16 protein-coding genes are annotated in these 20,242 nt (G+C 70.3%); 7 read left to right on the top strand and 9 right to left on the bottom strand.

All coding sequences use genetic code 11. The features are described 5' to 3' along the window. The first annotated feature begins 34 nt into the window (after positions 1-34). Positions 35-2,467, top strand: coding sequence for a TIM-barrel domain-containing protein (locus P2F65_RS00360; protein WP_275803054.1), 2,433 nt, complete (start codon positions 35-37; stop codon positions 2,465-2,467). On the opposite strand, the gene P2F65_RS00355 is transcribed toward P2F65_RS00360, so the two are convergent. After that, positions 2,454-2,882, bottom strand: a complete 429-nt coding sequence (locus P2F65_RS00355; RefSeq protein WP_275803052.1) for an SRPBCC family protein — start codon at positions 2,880-2,882, stop codon at positions 2,454-2,456. The genes P2F65_RS00360 and P2F65_RS00355 overlap by 14 nt on opposite strands. Next, entirely contained in the window at positions 2,879-3,364 is a 486-nt protein-coding gene (locus P2F65_RS00350) for a TspO/MBR family protein (RefSeq protein ID WP_275803050.1), read from the bottom strand. Before P2F65_RS00350 ends, P2F65_RS00355 begins: the two co-directional genes overlap by 4 nt. 81 nt (positions 3,365-3,445) lie before the next feature. Between P2F65_RS00350 and P2F65_RS00345 the strand changes: the two genes are divergently transcribed. From P2F65_RS00345 to P2F65_RS00330, 4 genes are read left to right on the top strand one after another with little or no spacing between them, the layout of a single operon-like run. After that, complete coding sequence (locus P2F65_RS00345) at positions 3,446-4,735, top strand: DUF4010 domain-containing protein (RefSeq protein WP_275803048.1); 1,290 nt, start codon at positions 3,446-3,448, stop codon at positions 4,733-4,735. Between the two features lie 48 nt (positions 4,736-4,783). After that, positions 4,784-6,067, top strand: a complete 1,284-nt coding sequence (locus P2F65_RS00340) for an FAD-dependent oxidoreductase (protein WP_275803046.1) — start codon at positions 4,784-4,786, stop codon at positions 6,065-6,067. Beyond that, positions 6,064-6,849 carry a DUF1365 domain-containing protein gene (locus tag P2F65_RS00335; protein ID WP_275803045.1) on the top strand — a complete coding sequence of 262 codons (786 nt, stop codon included), beginning with the start codon at positions 6,064-6,066 and terminating at the stop codon, positions 6,847-6,849. The genes P2F65_RS00340 and P2F65_RS00335 overlap by 4 nt, the downstream gene beginning before the upstream one ends. A 5-nt stretch (positions 6,850-6,854) precedes the next feature. Further along, the gene (locus P2F65_RS00330) at positions 6,855-8,114 is read left to right on the top strand and encodes a cyclopropane-fatty-acyl-phospholipid synthase family protein (RefSeq protein WP_275807181.1); all 1,260 of its coding nucleotides are present in this window, start codon (positions 6,855-6,857) and stop codon (positions 8,112-8,114) included. Between the two features lie 4 nt (positions 8,115-8,118). Here the strand turns inward: P2F65_RS00330 and narI are convergent, their stop codons facing one another. The 6 genes from narI to P2F65_RS00300 are packed head-to-tail and all read right to left on the bottom strand — an operon-like array spanning position 8,119 to position 16,249. Then, a complete protein-coding gene (gene narI / locus P2F65_RS00325; RefSeq protein WP_275803043.1) occupies positions 8,119-8,841 on the bottom strand; it encodes a respiratory nitrate reductase subunit gamma in 723 nt (240 codons plus the stop codon). Continuing rightward, entirely contained in the window at positions 8,841-9,557 is a 717-nt protein-coding gene (narJ, locus tag P2F65_RS00320) for a nitrate reductase molybdenum cofactor assembly chaperone (protein ID WP_275803041.1), read from the bottom strand. Before narJ ends, narI begins: the two co-directional genes overlap by 1 nt. Next, positions 9,557-11,230 (bottom strand): nitrate reductase subunit beta, encoded by a 1,674-nt coding sequence (gene narH, locus P2F65_RS00315; protein ID WP_275803039.1) that lies wholly within the window; start codon positions 11,228-11,230, stop codon positions 9,557-9,559. Before narH ends, narJ begins: the two co-directional genes overlap by 1 nt. Positions 11,231-11,242: 12 nt before the next feature. Beyond that, positions 11,243-14,974, bottom strand: coding sequence for a nitrate reductase subunit alpha (locus P2F65_RS00310; RefSeq protein ID WP_275803037.1), 3,732 nt, complete (start codon positions 14,972-14,974; stop codon positions 11,243-11,245). Continuing rightward, positions 14,971-15,480, bottom strand: coding sequence for a hemerythrin domain-containing protein (locus tag P2F65_RS00305; protein WP_275803035.1), 510 nt, complete (start codon positions 15,478-15,480; stop codon positions 14,971-14,973). The genes P2F65_RS00310 and P2F65_RS00305 overlap by 4 nt, the downstream gene beginning before the upstream one ends. Beyond that, a complete protein-coding gene (locus P2F65_RS00300; protein ID WP_275803033.1) occupies positions 15,473-16,249 on the bottom strand; it encodes a helix-turn-helix domain-containing protein in 777 nt (258 codons plus the stop codon). The genes P2F65_RS00305 and P2F65_RS00300 overlap by 8 nt, the downstream gene beginning before the upstream one ends. A 268-nt stretch (positions 16,250-16,517) precedes the next feature. Between P2F65_RS00300 and P2F65_RS00295 the strand changes: the two genes are divergently transcribed. Both P2F65_RS00295 and P2F65_RS00290 read left to right on the top strand, forming a co-directional pair. Further along, positions 16,518-17,879, top strand: a complete 1,362-nt coding sequence (locus tag P2F65_RS00295) for a nitrate/nitrite transporter (protein ID WP_275803031.1) — start codon at positions 16,518-16,520, stop codon at positions 17,877-17,879. Next, positions 17,876-19,276, top strand: coding sequence for an MFS transporter (locus tag P2F65_RS00290; RefSeq protein WP_275803029.1), 1,401 nt, complete (start codon positions 17,876-17,878; stop codon positions 19,274-19,276). The genes P2F65_RS00295 and P2F65_RS00290 overlap by 4 nt, the downstream gene beginning before the upstream one ends. A gap of 97 nt (positions 19,277-19,373) precedes the next feature. Here the strand turns inward: P2F65_RS00290 and P2F65_RS00285 are convergent, their stop codons facing one another. Beyond that, a complete protein-coding gene (locus tag P2F65_RS00285) occupies positions 19,374-20,237 on the bottom strand; it encodes a universal stress protein (RefSeq protein ID WP_275803027.1) in 864 nt (287 codons plus the stop codon). Between the last annotated feature and the right edge of the window lie 5 nt (positions 20,238-20,242).

Below are 20,242 nucleotides of genomic sequence, written 5' to 3'. Positions count from 1 at the left end.
ACCCCGAACCCGAGCGAGCGAGGACCCTGACCCAGTGATCGAGACCGACGGCTACCGGCGCTTCGAGAGGGTGGACGACGTCACGGAGACGGCGACCGGCCTGCTGGCACGGATCCAAGGAGAGCAGCTGCGCATCGACGTCGTCCGCGACGACGTGGCTCGCGTGAAGATCAGCCGGGGCGGGCTGTTCGACGAGTCCCCGACGTATGCCGTGTGGGTGGACCCGCTCGCGCAGACGCCCGCGTTCTCGGTGGAACGGGGCGACGGCGTCGTGCGCCTGCGTGCGGCGGCGATGGTCGTCTCCCTGTGGCTGGACCCGTTCAGGGTGGACGTGCACCGGCCTGACGGGACGCCGGTGGTGGAGACGGCGCAGGACGGCGAGGGGCGCTACTGGGCCTACGCCACGCTCAACGACGCCTTCACCGTGCGTCGTCGCTGCCGCCAGGAGGACGCTCTCTACGGACTCGGCGAGAAGACGGGACGGCACAACCGCAAGGGCCGCGACTTCACGCTCTGGAACACCGACGTGCTCAACCCCAGCGCGACCGCGGAGTTCCGTGCGGGCCTCGACCCGGACGACCCGCGGGCCGACCGCACCAGCACGGAGTTCGACCCCTACTACGTCTCGATCCCGTTCTTCTACCACCACAGCTACCCGTCCGGGGCCATGAGCGGGTCCTTCGTCGACAACGGCTACCGTGCCGCCTACGAGTTCGCCCACCGCGACGAGTACCGCTTCCACTTCGCAGGCGGCCAGTACACCGAGTACATCTTCGCCGGGCCGCGCATGCCGGACATCCTCACGGCATACACCTGGCTCACCGGGCGCACGGCGCCCCCGCCGCTGTGGGCGCTGGGCTACCACCAGTGCCGCTGGTTCGACTACACGCAGGACGCCGTCGAGGCGCTCGCCGAGCGCCACCGCGACTCCGACATCCCCTGTGACGCCCTGTGGCTCGACATCGAGTACATGGACGGCTACCGCGTCTTCACCTGGAACGAGAAGTCCTTCCCCGACCCCGCAGGCATGCTGGAGAGGTTGCGGGGCAAAGGATTTCGCGTCATCACGATCATCGACCCCGGCGTGAAGCGCGACCCCGGCTACTGGGTCTACGACCAGGCGGTCGAGCGCGACGTGCTGTGCCGCACCGAAGGCGGCGACATCTACATCGGGGAGGTGTGGCCGGGCGACACCGCCTTCCCCGACTTCGCCACCGAGGAGGCGCGGTCCTGGTGGGGTGAGCTCAACGCGGCGCACGTGAGGTCCGGCCTGGCCGGCATCTGGAACGACATGAACGAACCGGCCACCGGCGTCATCGACCCCCGGGCGATGCGCTTCGACCACGGCCGGGAGTCGCACGAGCGCTACCACAACCAGTACGCCCTGCTGATGGCGATGGGCACGACCCAGGGGCTGCGCGAGGCGATGCCCGACCTGCGCACCTTCGTGCTCTCCCGCGCGGGCTTCGCCGGCATCCAGCGCTACGCCGCCAACTGGATGGGCGACAACATGTCGCGCTGGGACCACCTGTGGCTGAGCATGCCGATGGCGGCCGGCTTCGGCATCTCGGGGCAGGCGTTCGTCGGCGCCGACATCGGGGGCTTCGCCGGCAACTCCAACGCCGAGCTCTACCTGCGGTGGATGCAGTACGGCGTGCTGACGCCCTTCTGCCGCAACCACTCCGAGATCGGCAACGTCGACCAGTACGCCTGGGCCTGGGGTGACCTGGTCCTCCAGCACGTGCGCGAGGCGCTGCAGCTGCGCTACCGCCTCCTCCCTTACATCTACGCGGCGTTCCTGACCGCCGCGGAGACCGGCGCGCCCGTCCAGCGGCCGCTGGTGTTCGACTTCCAGGACGACCCGCTCACGCGTGACCTCGACGACGAGTACCTCTTCGGCCCGGACCTGCTCGTGGCCCCGGTGGTCGAGGCGGGGCAGGTGGCTCGCCAGGTCTACCTGCCGGCGGGGGAGTGGTACGACTGGTACTCCGGCGAGCGGTACGACGGCACCCGGTTCCTGCGGGTCGACACGCCCATGGACCACATCCCGCTCTTCGCCCGGGCCGGTGCGGTGGTGCCGATGTGGCCGCAGGCGCCTGCCTCGACGGACGGGCACCACCCCGACACCGTCGAGCTGCACCTCTTCGTCCCGGCGATGGACGGCCGCCACGAGTCGGTGCTGCGCGAGGACGACGGGCTGACGTTCGCCGCGGACGAGGGCCGGCACCTGCGCACGACGCTGGTCGTCGAGCGCAGCGGAGACAGCCTGACGGTGCGGGCGGCAGTCGACGGCGAGGGCTACCCGGAGTTCCGCCGGCAGGCGTTCCGACTCGTCGTGCACGGTGCGGCCCCGGACCAGGTGCAGCACGACGGGGCGGCAGTCAGCGCCGAGGAGGGCGCCGGTGCCCGTGCCTTCACCCTGCCGAACAGCGGCCAGCCGTTCGAGGTCGGCTTCAGAGCCGGCTGAGCGCCTCGCGCATGCCCTTCTCCGCGTCGTCACCCAGCTTCTTGAAGGCTGGGGCGAGCAGGGGTGCCACGAAGCGGGTGAGTCCCTTGAACGCGAAGTCGGCCGTGTAGGTCACCGTCGTGCGCTGGTCGCTGCCCGAGAACTCCATCGTGTCGTGCGCCACCAGCGTGCCGTTCTCGCCGCGCAGCGCGAAACGCCGGCTCGGCTCCACCGCCTCGACGACGTAGACCAGCTCGGTCTCGCGCCCCGCGAACTTGGAGGTGTTGTGGTACCGCGTCCCGACGCCGCCGTCGCCGCTCTGCCGGACGGTGCGCACCGTGCCAGGGTCCCACTCCGTCGTCGTCGTGAAGTCCGAGAGGTAGGCGAAGACCTTCTGCACGGGCTGGTCGACGGTCACGGTGCGCTGGATCTTCACGAGGTCCTCCGGGGTCGGTTGCGGCGGGCGATCGAGGCGTTCAGGGCGGTGGCGAAGGCGACCCACCCGGCATACGGCCAGAGCAGGCGGCCGGCCGCGGGGTCGGACCGGCCGGCGCGGCGGGCCAGGTCGAGGGTCGAGGCCTCCAGGAGGACGACCTCGGCGAGGGCGAGGTCGGGCCGGCGGGCCCGGAAGAACAGCCAGTTCCACCCGGCGTTGAGCGCCAGGTTGACCGCGAGGGCCCGCTGCAGCCTGCGCCGCTCGGCAGGAGAGGAGGCCGCGTCGAGGGCCCGGGCCGAGCCGAGCGCGATGAGCCCGTAGAGCGTCGTCCACGCCGGGCCGAAGGCCCAGCCGGGCGGCTGCCACGGCGGCTTGTCCAGGTCGCGGTACCAGCGGGAGCGCACGTCGGTGCCGAGCGAGCCCGTCACGGCCGTCGCAGTGACCGCGGCGCCGGTGGCGAGCAGGGTGCGTCGGGCGGGCATCACGTCGTCCTCACGTCGGGGTTTCGGCGTCGTCGCCGTGGCGGATGGGTCGGTTGGCACCAGTTGCCACCATGGGAGCACATGGCCGGACGTGGCGCGCGCCGTCGTGGTGAGATGGCGCCCATGGAGTTCACGGCGGCCGACGTCTCCGGCCTGGCCGCCGCGCTGGGCATCGGGCTGCTCATCGGCATCGAGCGCGAGCGGCGCAAGGGACAGGGGACGGTCCGTTCGGCCGCCGGCGTGCGCACTCACGCGCTGCTGGCCCTTGCCGGTGCGCTGTCCGTGCTCGTCGACACCCGGCTCCTGCTCGTCACAGGCCTGCTCGTCGCCGGGTTGGTCGTGGTCAGCTACGCCCGGTCGGGCAGCGAGGACCCGGGAGTCACCGGCGAGGTCGCCATGGTCGTCACGTTCATGCTCGGCGCCCTGGCCCTGCGCAACCCGGCGCTGGCCTCCGGGATCGGCGTCGTGGTCGCCGTGCTGCTGCACACCAAGCGCCCACTGCACCGGCTGAGCCGCGAGCTCATCAGCCAGCGCGAGCTCGGTGACCTGCTCCTGCTCGCCTCGGCGATCCTGGTGATCTGGCCGCTGCTGCCGGACCGCAGCCTCGACCCCTGGGGCGCCCTCAACCCGCGGACCGTGTGGAAGTACGTCGTGCTGGTCATGGCAGTCGGTGCAGCCGGCCACGTGGCGCTCCGGCTGGTCGGCGCGCGCTGGGGGTTGCCGTTGGCGGGCTTCTTCTCCGGGTTCGCCTCGTCGACGGCGGCGACGGCCGGCTTCGGCCAGCGGGCCCGCGAGACCCCGGAGGTGCGTCGGCCCGCGGCCTCGGCCGCGCTGCTGTCGAACCTCGCCTCCCTGCTCTTGTTCGTGGCCGTCGTGGGAGCGGGGTCGCCGGCCCTGCTGCGCAGCACGGGGTGGGCCCTGGCGGCCGCGGCGCTGTGGCTGCTCGCCTTCAGCGCGGCCGGCATCTGGGGCAGGGTTGCCGACACCGAGGCGCTCCCCGGCAACCCCACGGCCCGTGCCTTCCGGCTCAGCTGGGCGCTGACCTTCGGTGCGGCGATCACCGTGGTGCTCTTCGTGTCGGCGTGGCTGCGCGACGTCGTCGGCGACGCCGGCGCCCTGGCGACGGCAGGTGTTGCTGCCCTCGCCGAGCTGCACGCGGCCGCCGCCACCGTCGCGCAGCTGACGGCCGCGGGCAGCCTCGGCGTGGAGGCCGCCCGCTGGGGGGTCCTCGGCCTCCTGGTGGCCAGTGGGGTGGTGAAGTCGGCCGTCGCCCTGACCAGCGGTGGTCGCCGGTACGGACTCATCGTGACCGCCGGCCTGCTGGGGTCCGTCGCGGCGGCCGCGGCCGTCCTCGCCGCCAGTCCGGCATAGCAGCACAATGAGACCAATCCAGACCGGCAAGCGCACCGAAGGACCGGCATGAGCGGACCTGCATCGCCCTCCCGGCCATCGGTCGCCGTGATCGGCGCCGGCGTGTCGGGCCTCACAGCCGCCTACCTGCTGGCGCGCACGCACGACGTGACCCTGTACGAGGCCGAGGAGCGGCTGGGCGGACACGCCCACACCCACGACGTCCCGTCCGCCGACGGGAGCCGGTATGCCGTGGACAGCGGGTTCATCGTGCACAACGACCGCACCTACCCGTTCCTGCGGCGGCTCTTCGCCGAGCTGGGTGTGCAGGCGCGCCCCACCGAGATGAGCATGAGCATCCGCTGCGAGGACTGCGGGCTGGAGTATGCCGGTGGACGCGGGCTCAAGGGTATCCTCGCCCAGCCGGGTCGCCTGTTCGACCGCCGTTTCGTGGCCATGCTCCTGCAGGTCCGGCGGTTCCACCGCCGGGCCTCCGCCTTCCTCGAGCGCACCGACGACACCGACACGACCACTTACGGTGAGTTTCTCGAGACGGAGGGCTTCAGCGAGCACTTCGTGAACCACTACGCGGTGCCGGTCGTGTCGTGCGTGTGGTCGGCGGGGCAGGACTCCGCCCTGCTGTACCCGGCGCGCTACCTGTTCCGCTTCCTCGACCACCACGGCATGCTGCGGGTCACCGGGTCACCACAGTGGTTCACGGTCGTCGGCGGGTCGCGCACCTACGTCGAGCGGATCGCCGAGCGCCTGCCGTCGGTGCGTCGCGGCAGGGCGGTGACGGCGGTGTGGCGAGGACCGGACGGGGTGGACGTCGAGGACAGCACCGGGGCCTCCGCACGGTTCGACAAGGTGGTCCTGGCCACGCACCCGGACCAGGCGCTGTCGCTGCTCGCCGACCCGACCGAGGACGAGGTGCAGACCCTCAAGGCGTTCACCTACACCCCCAACGAGACCGTGCTGCACACCGACCCGGCGCGGCTCCCGCGAGCTGCGCAGGCACGCGCCTCGTGGAACTACCTGATGACCTCGTGCTCGACCCCCGGCAACGCGCCGGTGGTGACGTACTGGATGAACCGCCTCCAGGGCCACCGTTCGCCCGAGCAGCACCTCGTCACGCTGAACGCGCGGGAGCGGATCGCCGCGGCTAGCGTCATTGCCGTGATGGACTACGAGCACCCGCTCTACACACCGGAGTCCGTCGCCGCGCAGTCCCGTCTCGCCTCGCTCGCCACCGACCGGACCGTCTACGCCGGGGCCTACCACGGATGGGGCTTCCACGAGGACGGGTGTCGCTCCGGGGTGGAGGCCGCGCGTCGCTTCGGGGTCGAGTGGTGACGACGGCCCTCGTGGCGCCGACGCCCGCCCGACCACGCCTCAGGGCAGGCGTGCCCGCCGTCCCGGCGCTCGTCGTGGGGCAGGTGACGCACCACCGCCCCGGTCCGGTGCGCCACGGTTTCCGCCACGGGGTGTACCAGTGGCTCGTCGACCTCGACCGCCTCCCGCAGCTCCCGTGGTGGCTGAGGCCCTTCGCTGGTTTCCGCTCCGCAGACCACCTCGGCGACCCCAGCCGCACCATCAAGGCGAACCTCGAGCACTTCGTGTCGGGGCGCGGCATACGGCTCGACCCGGCCGGACGGGTGCTCATGCTCGCCAACGCTCGCGTGCTCGGCCACGTCTTCGACCCCTTGTCCGTCTTCTGGTGCCTGGACCGGGACGACGCCGTGCGCTGCGTCGTCGCGGAGGTGCACAACACCTACGGCGAACGCCACGCCTACCTGCTGAGGCCGGGCGACGACGGGAGGGTGGGCACCGACAAGGAGTTCTACGTCTCACCCTTCAACGACGTCAGCGGCCGCTACGACATGCGCTTCGCCCTCGAGCCCGAGCGGGTCGGCGCCACGATCGTGCTGCGACGGCACGGCCGGGTCGCCTTCTCCGCGGCGCTGCACGGCCGCCCCGTCCCGGCATCGAGGCGCGCGATCGTCCACCAGCTGGTGACGAAGCCGCTCATGCCGCAACGAGTCTCGACCCTGATAAGGGTGCACGGCATCTGGCTCTGGCTTCGGCGGCTGCCCGTCGTCCGGCGCCCCCACCACACTGCACAGGAAGGTGTGTGACCGACATGACGGTGTCCACGACGACCATGCGCTGGTCCTCGATCGTCCGCACGCCGCGGGCTCCGCTCCACGCGGGCATCGCCCGGAGCATCTTCGAGCGTGCAGTCCACATGGTCCCCGTCCGGGTGACCACCCCCGACGGTCGGGTGTGCGGTGGTGACACCAGCCCGGGCGCCCCCGAGTTCCACATCGTGCGTCCCACCGCGTTCTTCGCCCGGCTGGGCCGCGACACCAAGGTCGGCTTCGGCGAGGCCTACATGGCCGGCGACTGGAAGGCCGGGGAGGGCACCGACCTGGCGGACCTCCTGACGCCGTTCGCGGCTCGCCTGAGCACGCTGGTCCCTCAACCGCTCCAGCGGCTGCGCGCCGTCGTCGACAAGAGGATCCCCAAGCACCAGGAGAACACCCTCGAGGGGTCGCGCGCCAACATCGCGGCGCACTACGACCTCAGCAACGACCTCTTCGAGGCCTTCCTCGACCCCACCATGAGCTACTCGTCGGCCTGGTTCGACGAGACGGTCGACGTGCGCAGCGCCACCGACCTCGAGGGTGCCCAGCTCCGCAAGATCGACGGCGTCCTCGACTACGCGGGGGTCGGTGCGGGCACCAAGATGCTCGAGATCGGCACCGGGTGGGGGGCCCTGGCCGTCCGGGCAGCGCAGCGGGGTGCGCACGTGACCACGGTGACGCTGTCCCAGGAACAGCTCGACCTCGCGCAGAAGCGCGTGGTGGAGGCCGGGGTGGGTCACCTCGTGGAGATCCGGCTCCAGGACTACCGCGAGGTCGCGGGTGAGTTCGACGCCATCGTCAGCGTCGAGATGATCGAGGCCGTCGGCGAGGAGTACTGGTCGACCTACTTCGCCGCCATCGACCGGCTGCTCGCTCCCGGTGGTCGCGTGGCGATCCAGGCGATCACCATGGGGCACGAGCGGATGCTCGCCACCCGGCGGTCCTTCGGGTGGATACAGAAGTACATCTTCCCCGGTGGGCTGATCCCGTCCCTGGAGGCCATCGACCAGACGCTCGCGTCGCACACGGGCCTGCGGGTGACCCAGCGGCGTGAGCTCGGCCCGCACTACGCCCGCACCCTGCACCTGTGGCGGGAGCGGTTCACCGAGAACTGGCCCCAGATCCATGAGCAGGGCTTCGACGAGACGTTCCGCCGCATGTGGGAGTTCTACCTCGCCTACTGCGAGGCCGGCTTCCGCACCGGGTACCTCGGGGTCAGCCAGCTGCAGCTGACCCGCGCCCCGTCCTGGGACTGAGCGGTCAGCGGCTGGCCTTCTCCCAGCCCCGCCTCGGCGCGCGGGTGCCCTCCCGCTCCTCGTCGCGGGTGCGGTAGACGATGTAGGGCCGCGTGACGTAGCCAAGCGGCGCGCTGAAGACGTGCACGAGACGCGTGAACGGCCAGAGGGCGAAGAGACCGAAGGCGACGAGGGCGTGCAGCTGGAACCCGAGCGCCGCGTCAGCCATGAGCTCCGGCTTCGGCTGGAAGAGGAAGATGCTGCGGAACCAGGGGGAGACGTCCTCGCGGTAGTCGTAGTGACCGAAGGTGCTGGCGGCCAAGGTGTTCCAGATGCCCAGCACGATCACCGCGCCGAGGAAGACGTACATGAGCTTGTCCATCCGCGTTGTCGCCGAGAAGACCGGGCCGACGGTGCGGCGGCGGTAGACGAGGATCACCAGGCCCACCAGCGTGGCGGCGCCGGCGATGAGGCCACCGGTGACGGCCACGAGGTGGTAGGCGCCCTCGCTGATGCCGAGCGCCTCGGTCCACGACTTCGGCACCACGAGCCCGATGACGTGGCCCGCGATCACCCCGAGCAGCCCGAAGTGGAACAGCGGGCTGCCCCAGCGCAGCAGACGGTTCTCGTACAGCTGTGACGAGCGCGTGGTCCAGCCGAACTTGTCGTACTTGTAGCGCCAGTAGTGGCCGACGACGAAGACGGCCAGGCACAGGTACGGGAAGATCAGGAACAGGAAGGTGTCCATCAGGGGGCTCCTACCGGGATCGTGTGGCCGAGGTCGACGCTTTCAGTCGGGCGGGGGTTGAGCCGCGGGTCCATCGCGTAGGGCTGGAGGTCGAGGCCGACCTCCTCCGAGGGTGGCCCCTGGGCGATGAGGGCGAGCATCTTCTCCTCGTCCTCGCCCTTGAGCTCCGGCAGGGTGGCCACAAGGGCGAGCACCACGTCGTGCCACGGGGATGCCTTGTCCGCCAGGGCGATGCGCAGCATCTCGATGCCGGCGCGGTGGTCGTTGAGCAGCTTCCACGCCGTCTCGGCGTCGTGGGCCGCACCGAACTCCAGCACCACGCTGAGGTGGTCGGGCAGCTCGGCGGCGTCGAACTCGACGCCGGCCTTGCGGTACGCCTGCTTGAACTGCACGAGCGCCAGGCCGCGCTTGCGCGTGTCCCCGTGCGCGAAGTAGGTCAGGTAGAGGCAGCAGCGCCGCGTGACGTCGAAGGTCTCGACGTAGGTGCGCTGGAGCTCACCGACGGGGGTCGTCTCCAGGAACGCGGTGAAGCGGCGCACCGGCTCGCGCACCGGCACGGGCAGGGGCTCGACGGCCTCCCGGACCACCGCGAGGCGGGCGAGCAGGTCCTCGTCGGGGTAGTCGAGGAGCAGGGAGTCCACCTGCCACGCGGTGGCGAGCTGGCGGTCGTCGAGGCGCGGTGCGGGATGGCGCGGGTGCCGGGTGCGGCCGAGCATCAGTGGTCATCTCCCTTGCCACGCTTGGGGAAGAGGCCTCTCGGCGATCCCTTGCCGTCCCAGTTGAGGAGGTTGACCCGCCCCCGCAGCTTCCCGCGGTCGGCCCCGCTGAGGGTGTCGGCCGTCTGCCGCTGCTTGAGCATCTGGAAGTTCTCGACCGCCACCGGCGTGAGCTCGCCGGAGCCCTCGCCGAACGGGCCGGACTCGCCCATCATGCCGGGGCCACCCTCGTAGTCGAGCGAGCACTCGGTGGCCAGCTCCTCCAGGGCGTGGGCCTGCTCGGCGTGCGCGGTCGGGATGACATAGCGCTCGTCGTACTTCGCGATGGCCAGCAGCCGGAACATGTCGTAGAGCGTCTCGCCGTCCATGCCGACCGACTCGGGGATCGAGTCGTCGGGGTCGCGGCCGAGGTTGATGTCGCGCATGTAGGAGCGCATCGCCGCCAGCTTCTTGAGCACCGCGTCGACCGGCTTGGTGTCGCCGGCTGTGAAGAGGTTGGCGAGGTACTCCACCGGGATCCGCAGCGTGTCGATCGCGGCGAACAGGTTGCCCGGGTCCTCCGCGTCGTGGCCGGTGTCCTTGATGACGTCCACCACGGGCGAGAGCGGCGGGATGTACCAGACCATCGGCATGGTCCGGTACTCCGGGTGCAGCGGCAGGGCCACCTGGTAGCGGTTGATCAGGGCGTAGACGGGCGACCGCTTCGCGGCCTCGATCCAGTCACCAGGTATGCCGGCGCGCTCGGCTTCGCGCTGCACCGCCGGGTCGTGGGGGTCGAGGAAGACGTCGCGCTGCGCCTCGTAGAGGTCGTGGTCGTCCTCCACCGACGCCGCCTCGAGCACCCGGTCGGCGTCGTAGAGGACCAGGCCGATGTAGCGCAGCCTGCCGACGCAGGTCTCGGAGCAGACCGTCGGGATGCCGACCTCGATGCGCGGGTAGCAGAAGGTGCACTTCTCGGCCTTGCCGGTCTTGTGGTTGAAGTAGACCTTCTTGTACGGGCAGCCCGAGACGCACATCCGCCAGCCTCGGCACTTGTCCTGGTCGACCAGCACGATGCCGTCCTCGGCGCGCTTGTAGATGGCGCCGCTGGGGCACGACGCCGCGCACGAGGGGTTGAGGCAGTGCTCGCAGATGCGCGGCAGGTAGAACATGAAGGTCTGCTCGAACTCCATCTTCACCTTGTCGGTGATGTTCTTGAGCATGACGTCACGGCTGGCGTGCTCGTGGCTGCCGCCGAGGTTGTCGTCCCAGTTGGCCGACCAGCTGACGTTCATCGGCTTGCCCGAGATGAGCGAGATCGGCCGGGCGACCGGGAAGTGCTTCTGCGCCGGGGCGTTCAGCAGGGTCTCGTAGTCGTAGGTCCACGGCTCGTAGTAGTCGTCGATCGACGGCAGCTTGGGGTTGGAGAAGATGTTGGCCAGCTTCTTCCAGCGGCCGCCGGACTTCAGCGTCAGCTTGCCGTTCCGGCCCAGCTTCCAGCCGCCCTCCCAGGTCTCCTGGTCCTCGTACCCACGGGGGTAGCCCAGGCCCGGGCGGGTCTCGACGTTGTTGAACCAGACGTACTCCGTGCCGGCGCGGTTGGTCCACGCCTGCTTGCAGGTGACCGAGCAGGTGTGGCACCCGATGCACTTGTCGAGGTTCATCACCATGGCCATCTGTGCCATTACTCTCATCGGAACTGCCCCTCAGTATTCGACTCGTTGTGACCGACGGCGGATGACCGTCACCTCGTCGCGCTGGTTGCCGGTCGGTCCGAGGTAGTTGAACGCGAAGGCGAGCTGGGCGTAGCCGCCGATGATGTGGCTCGGCTTCACGAGGATGCGGGTGAGCGAGTTGTGGATGCCGCCGCGACGGCCGGTCTTCTCCGTCAGGGGGACGTCGATCAGCCGGTCCTGGGCGTGGTGCATGTAGACCGTGCCCTCCGGCATCCGGTGGCTGACGATGGCGCGGGCGTTGACGACGCCGTTGCGGTTGACCGCCTCGACCCAGTCGTTGTCCTTGATGCCGACCTTGGCGGCGTCCTTGTCGGAGATCCAGATCGCTTGGCCGCCGCGCGAGAGCGAGAGCATGAACAGGTTGTCCTGGTACTCGCTGTGGATCGACCACTTGTTGTGCGGGGTCAGGTAGCGGACGCTGACGCCGAGCTCGCTCTGGCTGCCGATCGCGGGCTCCCCGAAGATCTCGGTCATGTTGAGCGGTGGACGGTAGACGGGCAGCCCTTCGCCGAGCTCTTGGATCCAGTCGTGGTCGAGGTAGAAGTGCTGGCGTCCCGTGAGCGTGTGCCACGGCTTGAGCCGCTCGACGTTGATGGTGAACGGGGAGTAGCGGCGACCGCCGGACTCCGAGCCCGACCACTCGGGGCTGGTGATGACCGGCACGGGCGCGGCCTGGGTGTCGGCGAAGGTGATCTGCTTGCCCTCGTGCTCCGCGGCCAGGTCGTGCATGAGCTGGCCGGTGCGCTTCTCCAAGGTCTTGAAGCCTTGGGTGGCGAGGTGGCCGTTGGTCGTGCCCGACAACGCCATGATCGTCTCGGCGACGTGCACGTCGCGCTTGAGCGAGGGCCGCCCGTCGGCGACGCCGCCGCGGATCGCGCCGTTCTTGTGCCGCAGGTAGTCGACCTCGCGCTCGACGTTGTAGGTGATGCCCTTCTGGGTCGTGCCGAGCTTCTCCATCAGCGGCCCGAGCGCGCCCATCTTGTCGAAGATGGCGCCGTAGTCACGTTCGACCACGACGAGCTTCGGCATGGTCTTGCCCGGCACGGGCTCGCACTCGCCCTTCTTCCAGTCGCGGACGCGGCCGTGCGGGGTCGCCATCGCCTCCGCGGTGTCGTGCAGCAGGGGAGCGGCCACGACGTCCTTGCGCACCCCGAGGTGCTTGGCGCCCAGCGGCGCGAACGCCTCGGAGACCGCCTGGAAGATGTCCCAGTCCGTCTTCGTCTGCCACGGCGGGCTGATCGCCGGGTTGAACGAGTGGATGAACGGGTGCATGTCCGTGGTGTTGATGTCGTGCTTCTCGTACCACGTGGCGGCCGGCAGCACGACGTCGCTGAAGATCGTCGAGCTCGTCATCCGGAAGTCGAGGACGCAGAGCAGGTCGAGCTTGCCCTCGGGCGCCTCCTCGCGCCAGACCACGTCCTTCGGCCGGGCGGCCTCGGCGGTCTCCGTCGCCGACACGGAGTTGTCGGTGCCGAGGAGGTGCTTGAGGAAGTACTCGTTGCCCTTGGCCGAGGAGCCGAAGAGGTTGGCGCGCCACATCATCAGCACCCGCGGCCAGTTCTCCGGCGCGTCCGGGTCCTCCACCGCGAAGCGCAGGTCGCCGGCCTTGAGCTGCTCGACGACGTACTCGCCGATCGGCTTGCCGGCAGCCTCGGCCTCGTCGGCGAGGTCGAGCGGGTTGCGGTTGAAGGTGGGGTACGACGGCATCCAGCCCAGTCGGGTCGACAGGGCCAGCTGGTCGGCCGTGCTCATGCCGTCGAACAGGCCGGTGCCGGTGGGTGCCGCCATGGTGTCGGCCGTGTAGTGGTCGTAGCGGTACTGGTCGGTGTGCATGTACCAGTAGGCCGTCTGGATCATCTGCCGCGGCGGCCGCGCCCAGTCGAGGCCGAAGGCCATCTGCGCCCAGCCCGTGATCGGCCGTGCCTTCTCCTGGCCGACGTAGTGGGCCCAGCCACCGCCGTTGCGGCCTTGGCAGCCCGTGATGGTCGTCAGCAGCAGCATGCAGCGGTAGATGGTGTCCGAGTGGTACCAGTGGTTGGTTCCGGCTCCGACGATGATCATCGAGCGGCCCTGCGTGTCGGCGGCGTTCTGCGCGAACTCCCGCGCGATGCGGGCCACCTTCTCCGCGGGCACGGCCGTGATGGGCTCCTGCCAGGCCGGCGTGTAGAGGCCGTCGACGTCGTCGTAGCCGCCTGGCCACGAGCCCGGGAGTCCCTCTCGCCCGACGCCGTACTGCGCGAGCAGCAGGTCGAAGACGGTGGTCACCAGGCGGTCGCCGACCCGCCGCACCGGCACGCCACGCTTGAGCACCGGGGCGGCCCCCTCGGCGAGGTCGAAGCGTGGCAGGTCCACCATCGCGGTGTCGTCGCGGGTGTCGAGCAGGCTCAGGGCCGGCACGACGTCGCCGAGGTCGAGGTTCCACCTACCCGCGCCGCTGTCGCCGAACCGGTCGCCGAGGGTGCCGTTCGGCACCACGAGCTGGCCGGTGCGGCTGTCGACGAGCACCGTCTTGAACTCGGCGTTCTCAGACGCGGCCTCGGCGCCACGGAGGTCGGAGGCGGTGAGGAACTTGCCGGCGCGGTACGCAGTGGAGCCGTCCTTGGCGGCATACGGCTCGAGGGCCACGAGGAAGGGCAGGTCGGTGTACTTCCGCGTGTACTCCTCGAAGTACTCGACCTGGTGGTCGACGAAGAACTCCTTGAGCACCACGTGGCCCATGGCCATCGCCAGGGCGCCGTCGGTGCCGGGTGCGGCGGGCAGCCACTCGTCGGCGAACTTCACGTTGTCGGCGTAGTCGGGCGCCACGACGACGACCTTCTGGCCGCGGTAGCGGGCCTCTGCCATCCAGTGGGCGTCCGGGGTGCGGGTGACCGGGATGTTGGAGCCCCACATCATGAGGTAGCCCGCGTCCCACCAGTCGCCCGACTCGGGCACGTCGGTCTGGTCGCCCCAGATCTGCGGCGACGCCACGGGCAGGTCGGCGTACCAGTCGTAGAACGAGAGCATCGAGCCGCCGATGAGCGAGGTGAACCGCGCCCCCGACGCGTGGCTGACCATCGACATCGCGGGGATGGGGGAGAAACCGGCGACGCGGTCGGGGCCCCACTGCTTGATGGTGTGCACGTTGGCGGCGGCGACGATCTCCGCGGCCTCGCCCCACGAGGCGCGGACGAGACCGCCCTTGCCGCGAGCGGCCTTGTAGCGCTTGGCCTTTGCGGGGTCGTTCACGATGTCGGCCCAGGCGAGCACCGGGTCACCGAGGCGCTGCTTGGCCTCGCGGTACATCTCGAGCAGGACGCCCCTGACGTAGGGGTAGCGGATCCTGGTGGGGGAGTACGTGTACCAGGAGAAGGCCGCGCCACGCGGGCATCCGCGTGGCTCGTACTCCGGCCGGTCGGCGCCGGTCGACGGGTAGTCGGTCTGCTGGGCCTCCCACGTGATGATGCCGTCCTTGACGTAGACCTTCCACGAGCAGCTGCCCGTGCAGTTCACGCCGTGCGTCGACCGCACGACCTTGTCGTGGCTCCAGCGGTCGCGGTAGAACGCGTCGCCGGCGCGGCCGCCCTTGGCGTGGAGGCTGCGCTTGTCCGCGGAGACCTCGGCGCGCGTGAAGAAGCGCCGGGTGCCCACCAGGGCCTCGGACAGGGGGCCGTCGAATCCTGCTGTCCCGTGGGTGGTGCCGGGCCGGTCGGTGGTGCTCACGCGTGGTCCTCCTGGTCGGGGCCGTGGTCGTCGTCGTGCGAGGGGTCGTGCGAGTGGTCGTGCGCGTGGTGGTCGTGGCGGTGAGCCGTGTGCTCGGGGCCCACGGCCGACCCCACCTGCCGGCGCACCGCCTCCACCCGCTCCCAGCCCTCGGTGTCGAGGACGGCGAGCGAGGCGGGGAACATGCCGTCCTGCTCCTTGAGGATGTGCTTGCGCAGCAGGTCGAGGGCCGCGAGGAGCCGCTGCGGCCAGGTCGGGTCCGTCGGTGTGGCCGTGGCGGCCTCCGCCAGGACGGCCTCGACGACGCGGTGCTCGCGCTCGAGGGCATCGACGTGCTCGGGGAACTCCTCGCTCATCGCGGGGAACAGGCCGTGCTCCTCGACTGCCGTGTGGGGCTGGAGGATCTCGGCGATGCGGCGCGCGGTCTTGGCCGCCCCGTCGACGTCGTGCTCGCGGGTGAGCTCGCCGATGGCCGCGACCTGCTGGCAGCCGCAGTACTCACACATCGGCCGACTCCTCGGGGTGTCGTTGCAGCGCGGCCAGGGTCGTCAGCCGGGCCAGGCACACGCCGGGAAGGGCGAACGGCTGGAGTTGCACCTCCGCGTCCGGCTCGCCGAACACGTCGAGGGCGCCGCGGATGAGCCCGACGTGGGCGGCGCAGACCACCTCCGTGTGCGACTCCGCGAGGCTGAGGAAGGGGCAGCGGGCCAGGGCCACCTCGGCGGTGCGCCCCTGGTCGGTGGTCCGCACGCTCGGCTCGTACCCCCAGGCCTCGAGCAGGTCGAGCAGCCGACCCACCTTCGCCAGCCACTCTCCCGGCGTCCTCGCCTGCGGCAGGTCGGCATCGCCGGATCCGCTGAGCTGCCTGACGTGGGCCAGGGCCCACCGGGCGCCCGCGTCCTCCGGGCTGAGGGCATCGCCGTCGGGCTGCGCGAGCGCCTCGGTGAGCAGCTCGGCCAGCATGCGGTAGGGATCGTCCTTCTGCTGCACCGGCGCCCGGTCCGGCAGGACGGCATACCGCTTCTGGGGGCGGCCGGTGCCGTGGCGGTGGAAGCTCGCGGCGAGCACGCCCGCGTCGGCGAGCTGCTCGAGGTGGAAGCGCGCGCTGGTCACGTGCAGGCCGAGCCGCTCACCGACCTCGGCCGCGGTCAGGCCGGTGGCGCGGCTCGGAGTCCCACGCGCCGGGGACTGGGGAAGGCGGTCGAGGGTGTCGACGATGCGGCGGCGCACAGGCGATACCAGCAGCGCTGCGCTGCGAGGCGGTTGCTCAGCCACTCGCCCGGCCTTCCTTTAGAGGATCCTGGTCGTCGAAACCGATGTCTCCGCGGAACTCCTGGCACCTTACTCCCGATGGCACGTGCCTGGTGGATTGCCGCAGTGGCACAGAGAATTGCGTTCCCAAGGGCCCTCGCACTAGGGACCAATGGCCCTCTCCGCCCCGGTGGTGCGTCAATACATTCAGGCCCAGTGTTTGAAGGAGCGTGCTCCTTTTATCTGGTGGTGTGACAGCCCGCGGGCTGCGACAGCGTGGGGCAGGAGAGCAATGCACGATCACGACGCGGGGACGAGGTCGGGGGCCACCCGGGTCCTGGTGATGTCCACCCTGAGCTTCACCGTGATGTTCGCCGTGTGGCTGATGTTCGGCATCCTCGGCATCCCGATCCGCAAGGAGTTCGGCCTCACCGACGTGCAGCTGTCGTGGCTATCCGCCGTAGCCGTGCTGAACGGCTCGATGTGGCGCCTCCCGGCGGGAATGGTCACCGACCGCATCGGCGGGCGCAAGGTCTTCGCGGTGATGCTGGCCGTCACGGCCATCCCCGCCTACCTGGTGTCGCAGGCGGAGAGCTACGGGCTGTTGCTCGTGCTGGCCTTCCTCGTCGGGTTCGCGGGCAACTCCTTCAGTGCCGGCATCGCCTGGAACTCGGCCTGGACACCGCGTGAGCACCAGGGCTTCGCGCTCGGCGTGTTCGGCGCCGGCAACGTGGGGGCCTCGGTCACGAAGTTCATCGGCCCGGCCCTCATCGCGGGTACCGCAGGCTCCACCTACTTCGGCGTCATCCAGGGCGGTTGGCGCATCGTGCCCGTCATCTACTCGGTGCTGCTGCTGCTCCTCGCCGTGCTCACGTGGGTCATCACGCCGCGCCACGACCGGATGCCGGGACACGGCCGTCCGCTGACGGAGCAGCTGCGCCCGCTGCGGCAGGTGCGGGTGTGGCGCTTCAGCCTCTACTACGTGGCCGTCTTCGGTGCCTACGTGGCCCTGGCCGCCTGGCTGCCCAAGTACTACGTCGACAACTTCGACGTGAGCCTCTCGACCGCTGCGCTGCTCACCGCCACCTTCATCTTCCCCGCGTCGCTGCTCCGCCCGGTCGGTGGCTGGTTCTCCGACCGCTGGGGCGCGCGCCGGGCGATGTACTGGACGTTCGGCGTGATGATGGCCAGCACCCTCGTGCTCTCGATGCCCAACGGCCACATCGTCGTCCAGACCCGCGAGGGAGCCCGCGAGGTGCTGCCCTACACGATCGGCATCGTCCCCTTCGCCGTCGTCGTGTTCGTCCTCGGGTGCGCCATGGGCATCGGCAAGGCCGCCGTCTACAAGCACATCCCGGAGTACTTCCCCCACGACGTGGGCGCCGTCGGCGGGCTGGTCGGCATGCTCGGTGGTCTCGGCGGCTTCTTCCTGCCGCCGATGTTCGCCTACAGCCAGCGGTGGACCGGCTTCCCGTCCAGCACCTTCTTCGTGCTCTTCCTGCTCACGGTCGCCTGCTCGGTGTGGATGCACTGGACCGTCGTGGGGATGCTGCACGAGAAGTCGCCGGAGCTGGCGACGCACCTGGAGTCCCCGCCGGAGCAGGTCCCTGCCACCGGCACCACCACCCGTGAGCCCGAGGAGGCACGCGCATGAGCACAGCCGCCGAGACCAGGCGTGGGAGCGAATGGCTCCAGTCCTGGGATCCCGAGAACGAGGAGACGTGGGACAGGCGGCTGGCCTGGACGACGCTGTCGATCACCACGTTCACGCTCACGCTCTGCTTCGCCTCGTGGTTCCTCGCCAGCGCGATCGCACCGAAGCTGACCAACCTCGGCTTCGACCTGACGCAGACCCAGCTCTACTGGTTGACCTCGATGCCGGGCCTGGCCGGCGGGCTCTTCCGGCTGGTCTGGATGGTCATGCCGCCCATCATGGGCACCCGCAAGATGGTCACCCTGACCACCCTGCTGCTCATCTTCCCCGTGTTGGGCTGGGGCGTGCGCGTGCAGGACCCGACGACGCCGTACTGGGAGCTGCTGGTCCTGGCGTTCCTGTCCGGCATCGGCGGCGGCGCGTTCTCCGGCTTCATGCCGAGCACGTCCTACTTCTTCCCGCGGCGCCTGCAGGGCACCGCGCTCGGCCTCCAGGCCGGCATCGGCAACTTCGGCGTCTCGCTCGTGCAGCTGCTCACGCCGTGGGTCATCGGCTTCGGGCTCATCGGCTTCCTCGGCGGCTCCCAGACGATGCAGGGCCTGCCGGGCAAGCCGGCCACCGAGGTCTGGTACCAGAACGCCGCGTTCATCTACATCCCCTTCATCCTCGTCGGCGCGGTGCTGGCGTGGACGATGCTGAAGTCGGTGCCGATCACGGCAAACATCCGCCAGCAGTTCGACATCTTCTCCAACCAGGACACCTGGTGGATGACGCTCATCTACATCATGACCTTCGGCACGTTCTCCGGCCTGTCCGCCCAGTTCGGCCTGCTCATGAAGAACCTCTACGGCGCGGGCAACTCCGACATCGTGCAGGGCGTCGGGCAGAGCGCCCAGCTGCTCGTCGAGGGCTACAGCGTCCCGGACCCGGTCAAGTACGTCTTCCTCGGCCCGCTCGTCGGGGCCGGTGCCCGGGTGCTCTTCAGCCCGCTCACCGACCGCATGGGCGGTGCGATCTGGACGCTCATCTCAGGCCTGGGCCTCATCGCCTCGATCGCCTTCACCATGACGGCCCTGAGCCCCGACACGTCCTCGGCGGCCGCGCTGCAGAGCGACTTCAACAGCTTCCTCTACGGCATGTTGGCGATCTTCCTGTTCAGCGGGATCGGCAACGCGTCGACCTTCAAGCAGATGCCGATGATCTTCGAGCGCCGCCAGGCCGGTGGCGTGATCGGGTGGACCGCCGCGATCGCCGCGTTCGGCCCGTTCCTCTTCGGCGTCGGCCTGACCATCATGGCGCCCGAGGCCTTCTACGCGATCGGCATCGCCTGGGCCGTCATGTGTGTGGTGATCACGTGGATGCGGTACGCCCGCAAGGGCGCTCCCAAACCGTCCTGACCGCGAACGGGTCACCGCCCGACCACGACGCCCCCGAGGGGATCCCTCGGGGGCGTCGTCCTGCGGTATGCCGTGCCCGCCCGGCAGGGGCAGGCGTTCAGCGCGGCCGGACCACGGCGACGGGGCTGTGTGCCCGGTGCAGCACGCCATGGCTCACCGAACCCAGCATCAGCCCGCGGAACCCTCCACGGCCACGGGCGCCGACGACGGTGAGGCAGGCACCCTGCGAGGCCCGTTCGATCGCGTCGATGGGGCGGGCGTGCTCGAGCCGCACGTCGACCGCCACGTCGGGGTACTTCTCCTGCCACCCGGCCATGGTCTCGGCGACGGTGATCCGCTGGCGCTGCTCGGCGGCGGTCCACTGTGGGGAGCCCACCGTCGTGACGACCACCCCGTCCACGAACTCGATCCACCACGCGTAGACCACGACGAGCGGGACGCCCCGCAGGGACGCCTGCTCGAAGGCGTAGCCGAGCGCGTCGCGCGAGAGTGCCGACCCGTCGATGCCCACCACCACCGGACCGCCCTCGGCCCCGGCCTCCGTGCCCCGGACGACGACCACGGGGCTGTGGGCGTGCATGGCGACCTGGAGGGACACGGAGCCCAGCACCCCGAGCGCCGCGCTCTTGCCGTGCGCCCCGACGACGACGCACTCCGCGCCCTCCGACCGCACCACGAGGTCGTGGGCGGCTGCACCCGTGGAGGCCTCGGCCGTCACGTGCAGAGAGGGGCTGGCCGCTCGCACCCGGTCGCGCGCGGTCTCGACGAGGTCGTCGAGTGCGGGCGGGGTGTCGGCGGGGTTGAGCATGGCGGCGGCGACGAGGTAGTCGATGTTGGTGGCGTGCACCAGGTGCAGCGGGAGCCGGCGGCGGGCCGCCTCCTCTACAGCCCAGTCCAGGGCCGCGTCGCTGCCGGGCGAGCCGTCGACCCCGACGACCACGGAGCCCGGGCGAACGGTCATGGTCG

Source organism: Knoellia sp. p5-6-4, from assembly GCF_029222705.1.
Classification (GTDB): domain Bacteria; phylum Actinomycetota; class Actinomycetes; order Actinomycetales; family Dermatophilaceae; genus Pedococcus_A.
Note: the sequence above shows the minus strand (reverse complement) of the source record. Positions and strands in the feature narration are given on the sequence as shown.

What these genes read in the sequence shown, in the direction of transcription:
- P2F65_RS00295 (WP_275803031.1), top strand. Translation starts at nt 16,518, where the DNA reads ATGCACGATCACGACGCGGGGACGAGGTCGGGGGCCACCCGGGTCCTG.
- P2F65_RS00350 (WP_275803050.1), bottom strand. Translation starts at nt 3,364, where the DNA reads ATGCCCGCCCGACGCACCCTGCTCGCCACCGGCGCCGCGGTCACTGCG.
- P2F65_RS00340 (WP_275803046.1), top strand. Translation starts at nt 4,784, where the DNA reads ATGAGCGGACCTGCATCGCCCTCCCGGCCATCGGTCGCCGTGATCGGC.
- P2F65_RS00330 (WP_275807181.1), top strand. Translation starts at nt 6,855, where the DNA reads ATGACGGTGTCCACGACGACCATGCGCTGGTCCTCGATCGTCCGCACG.
- P2F65_RS00290 (WP_275803029.1), top strand. Translation starts at nt 17,876, where the DNA reads ATGAGCACAGCCGCCGAGACCAGGCGTGGGAGCGAATGGCTCCAGTCC.
- narJ (WP_275803041.1), bottom strand. Translation starts at nt 9,557, where the DNA reads ATGCTCGGCCGCACCCGGCACCCGCGCCATCCCGCACCGCGCCTCGAC.
- P2F65_RS00305 (WP_275803035.1), bottom strand. Translation starts at nt 15,480, where the DNA reads ATGTGTGAGTACTGCGGCTGCCAGCAGGTCGCGGCCATCGGCGAGCTC.
- narH (WP_275803039.1), bottom strand. Translation starts at nt 11,230, where the DNA reads ATGAGAGTAATGGCACAGATGGCCATGGTGATGAACCTCGACAAGTGC.
- P2F65_RS00285 (WP_275803027.1), bottom strand. Translation starts at nt 20,237, where the DNA reads ATGACCGTTCGCCCGGGCTCCGTGGTCGTCGGGGTCGACGGCTCGCCC.
- narI (WP_275803043.1), bottom strand. Translation starts at nt 8,841, where the DNA reads ATGGACACCTTCCTGTTCCTGATCTTCCCGTACCTGTGCCTGGCCGTC.
- P2F65_RS00345 (WP_275803048.1), top strand. Translation starts at nt 3,446, where the DNA reads ATGGCCGGACGTGGCGCGCGCCGTCGTGGTGAGATGGCGCCCATGGAG.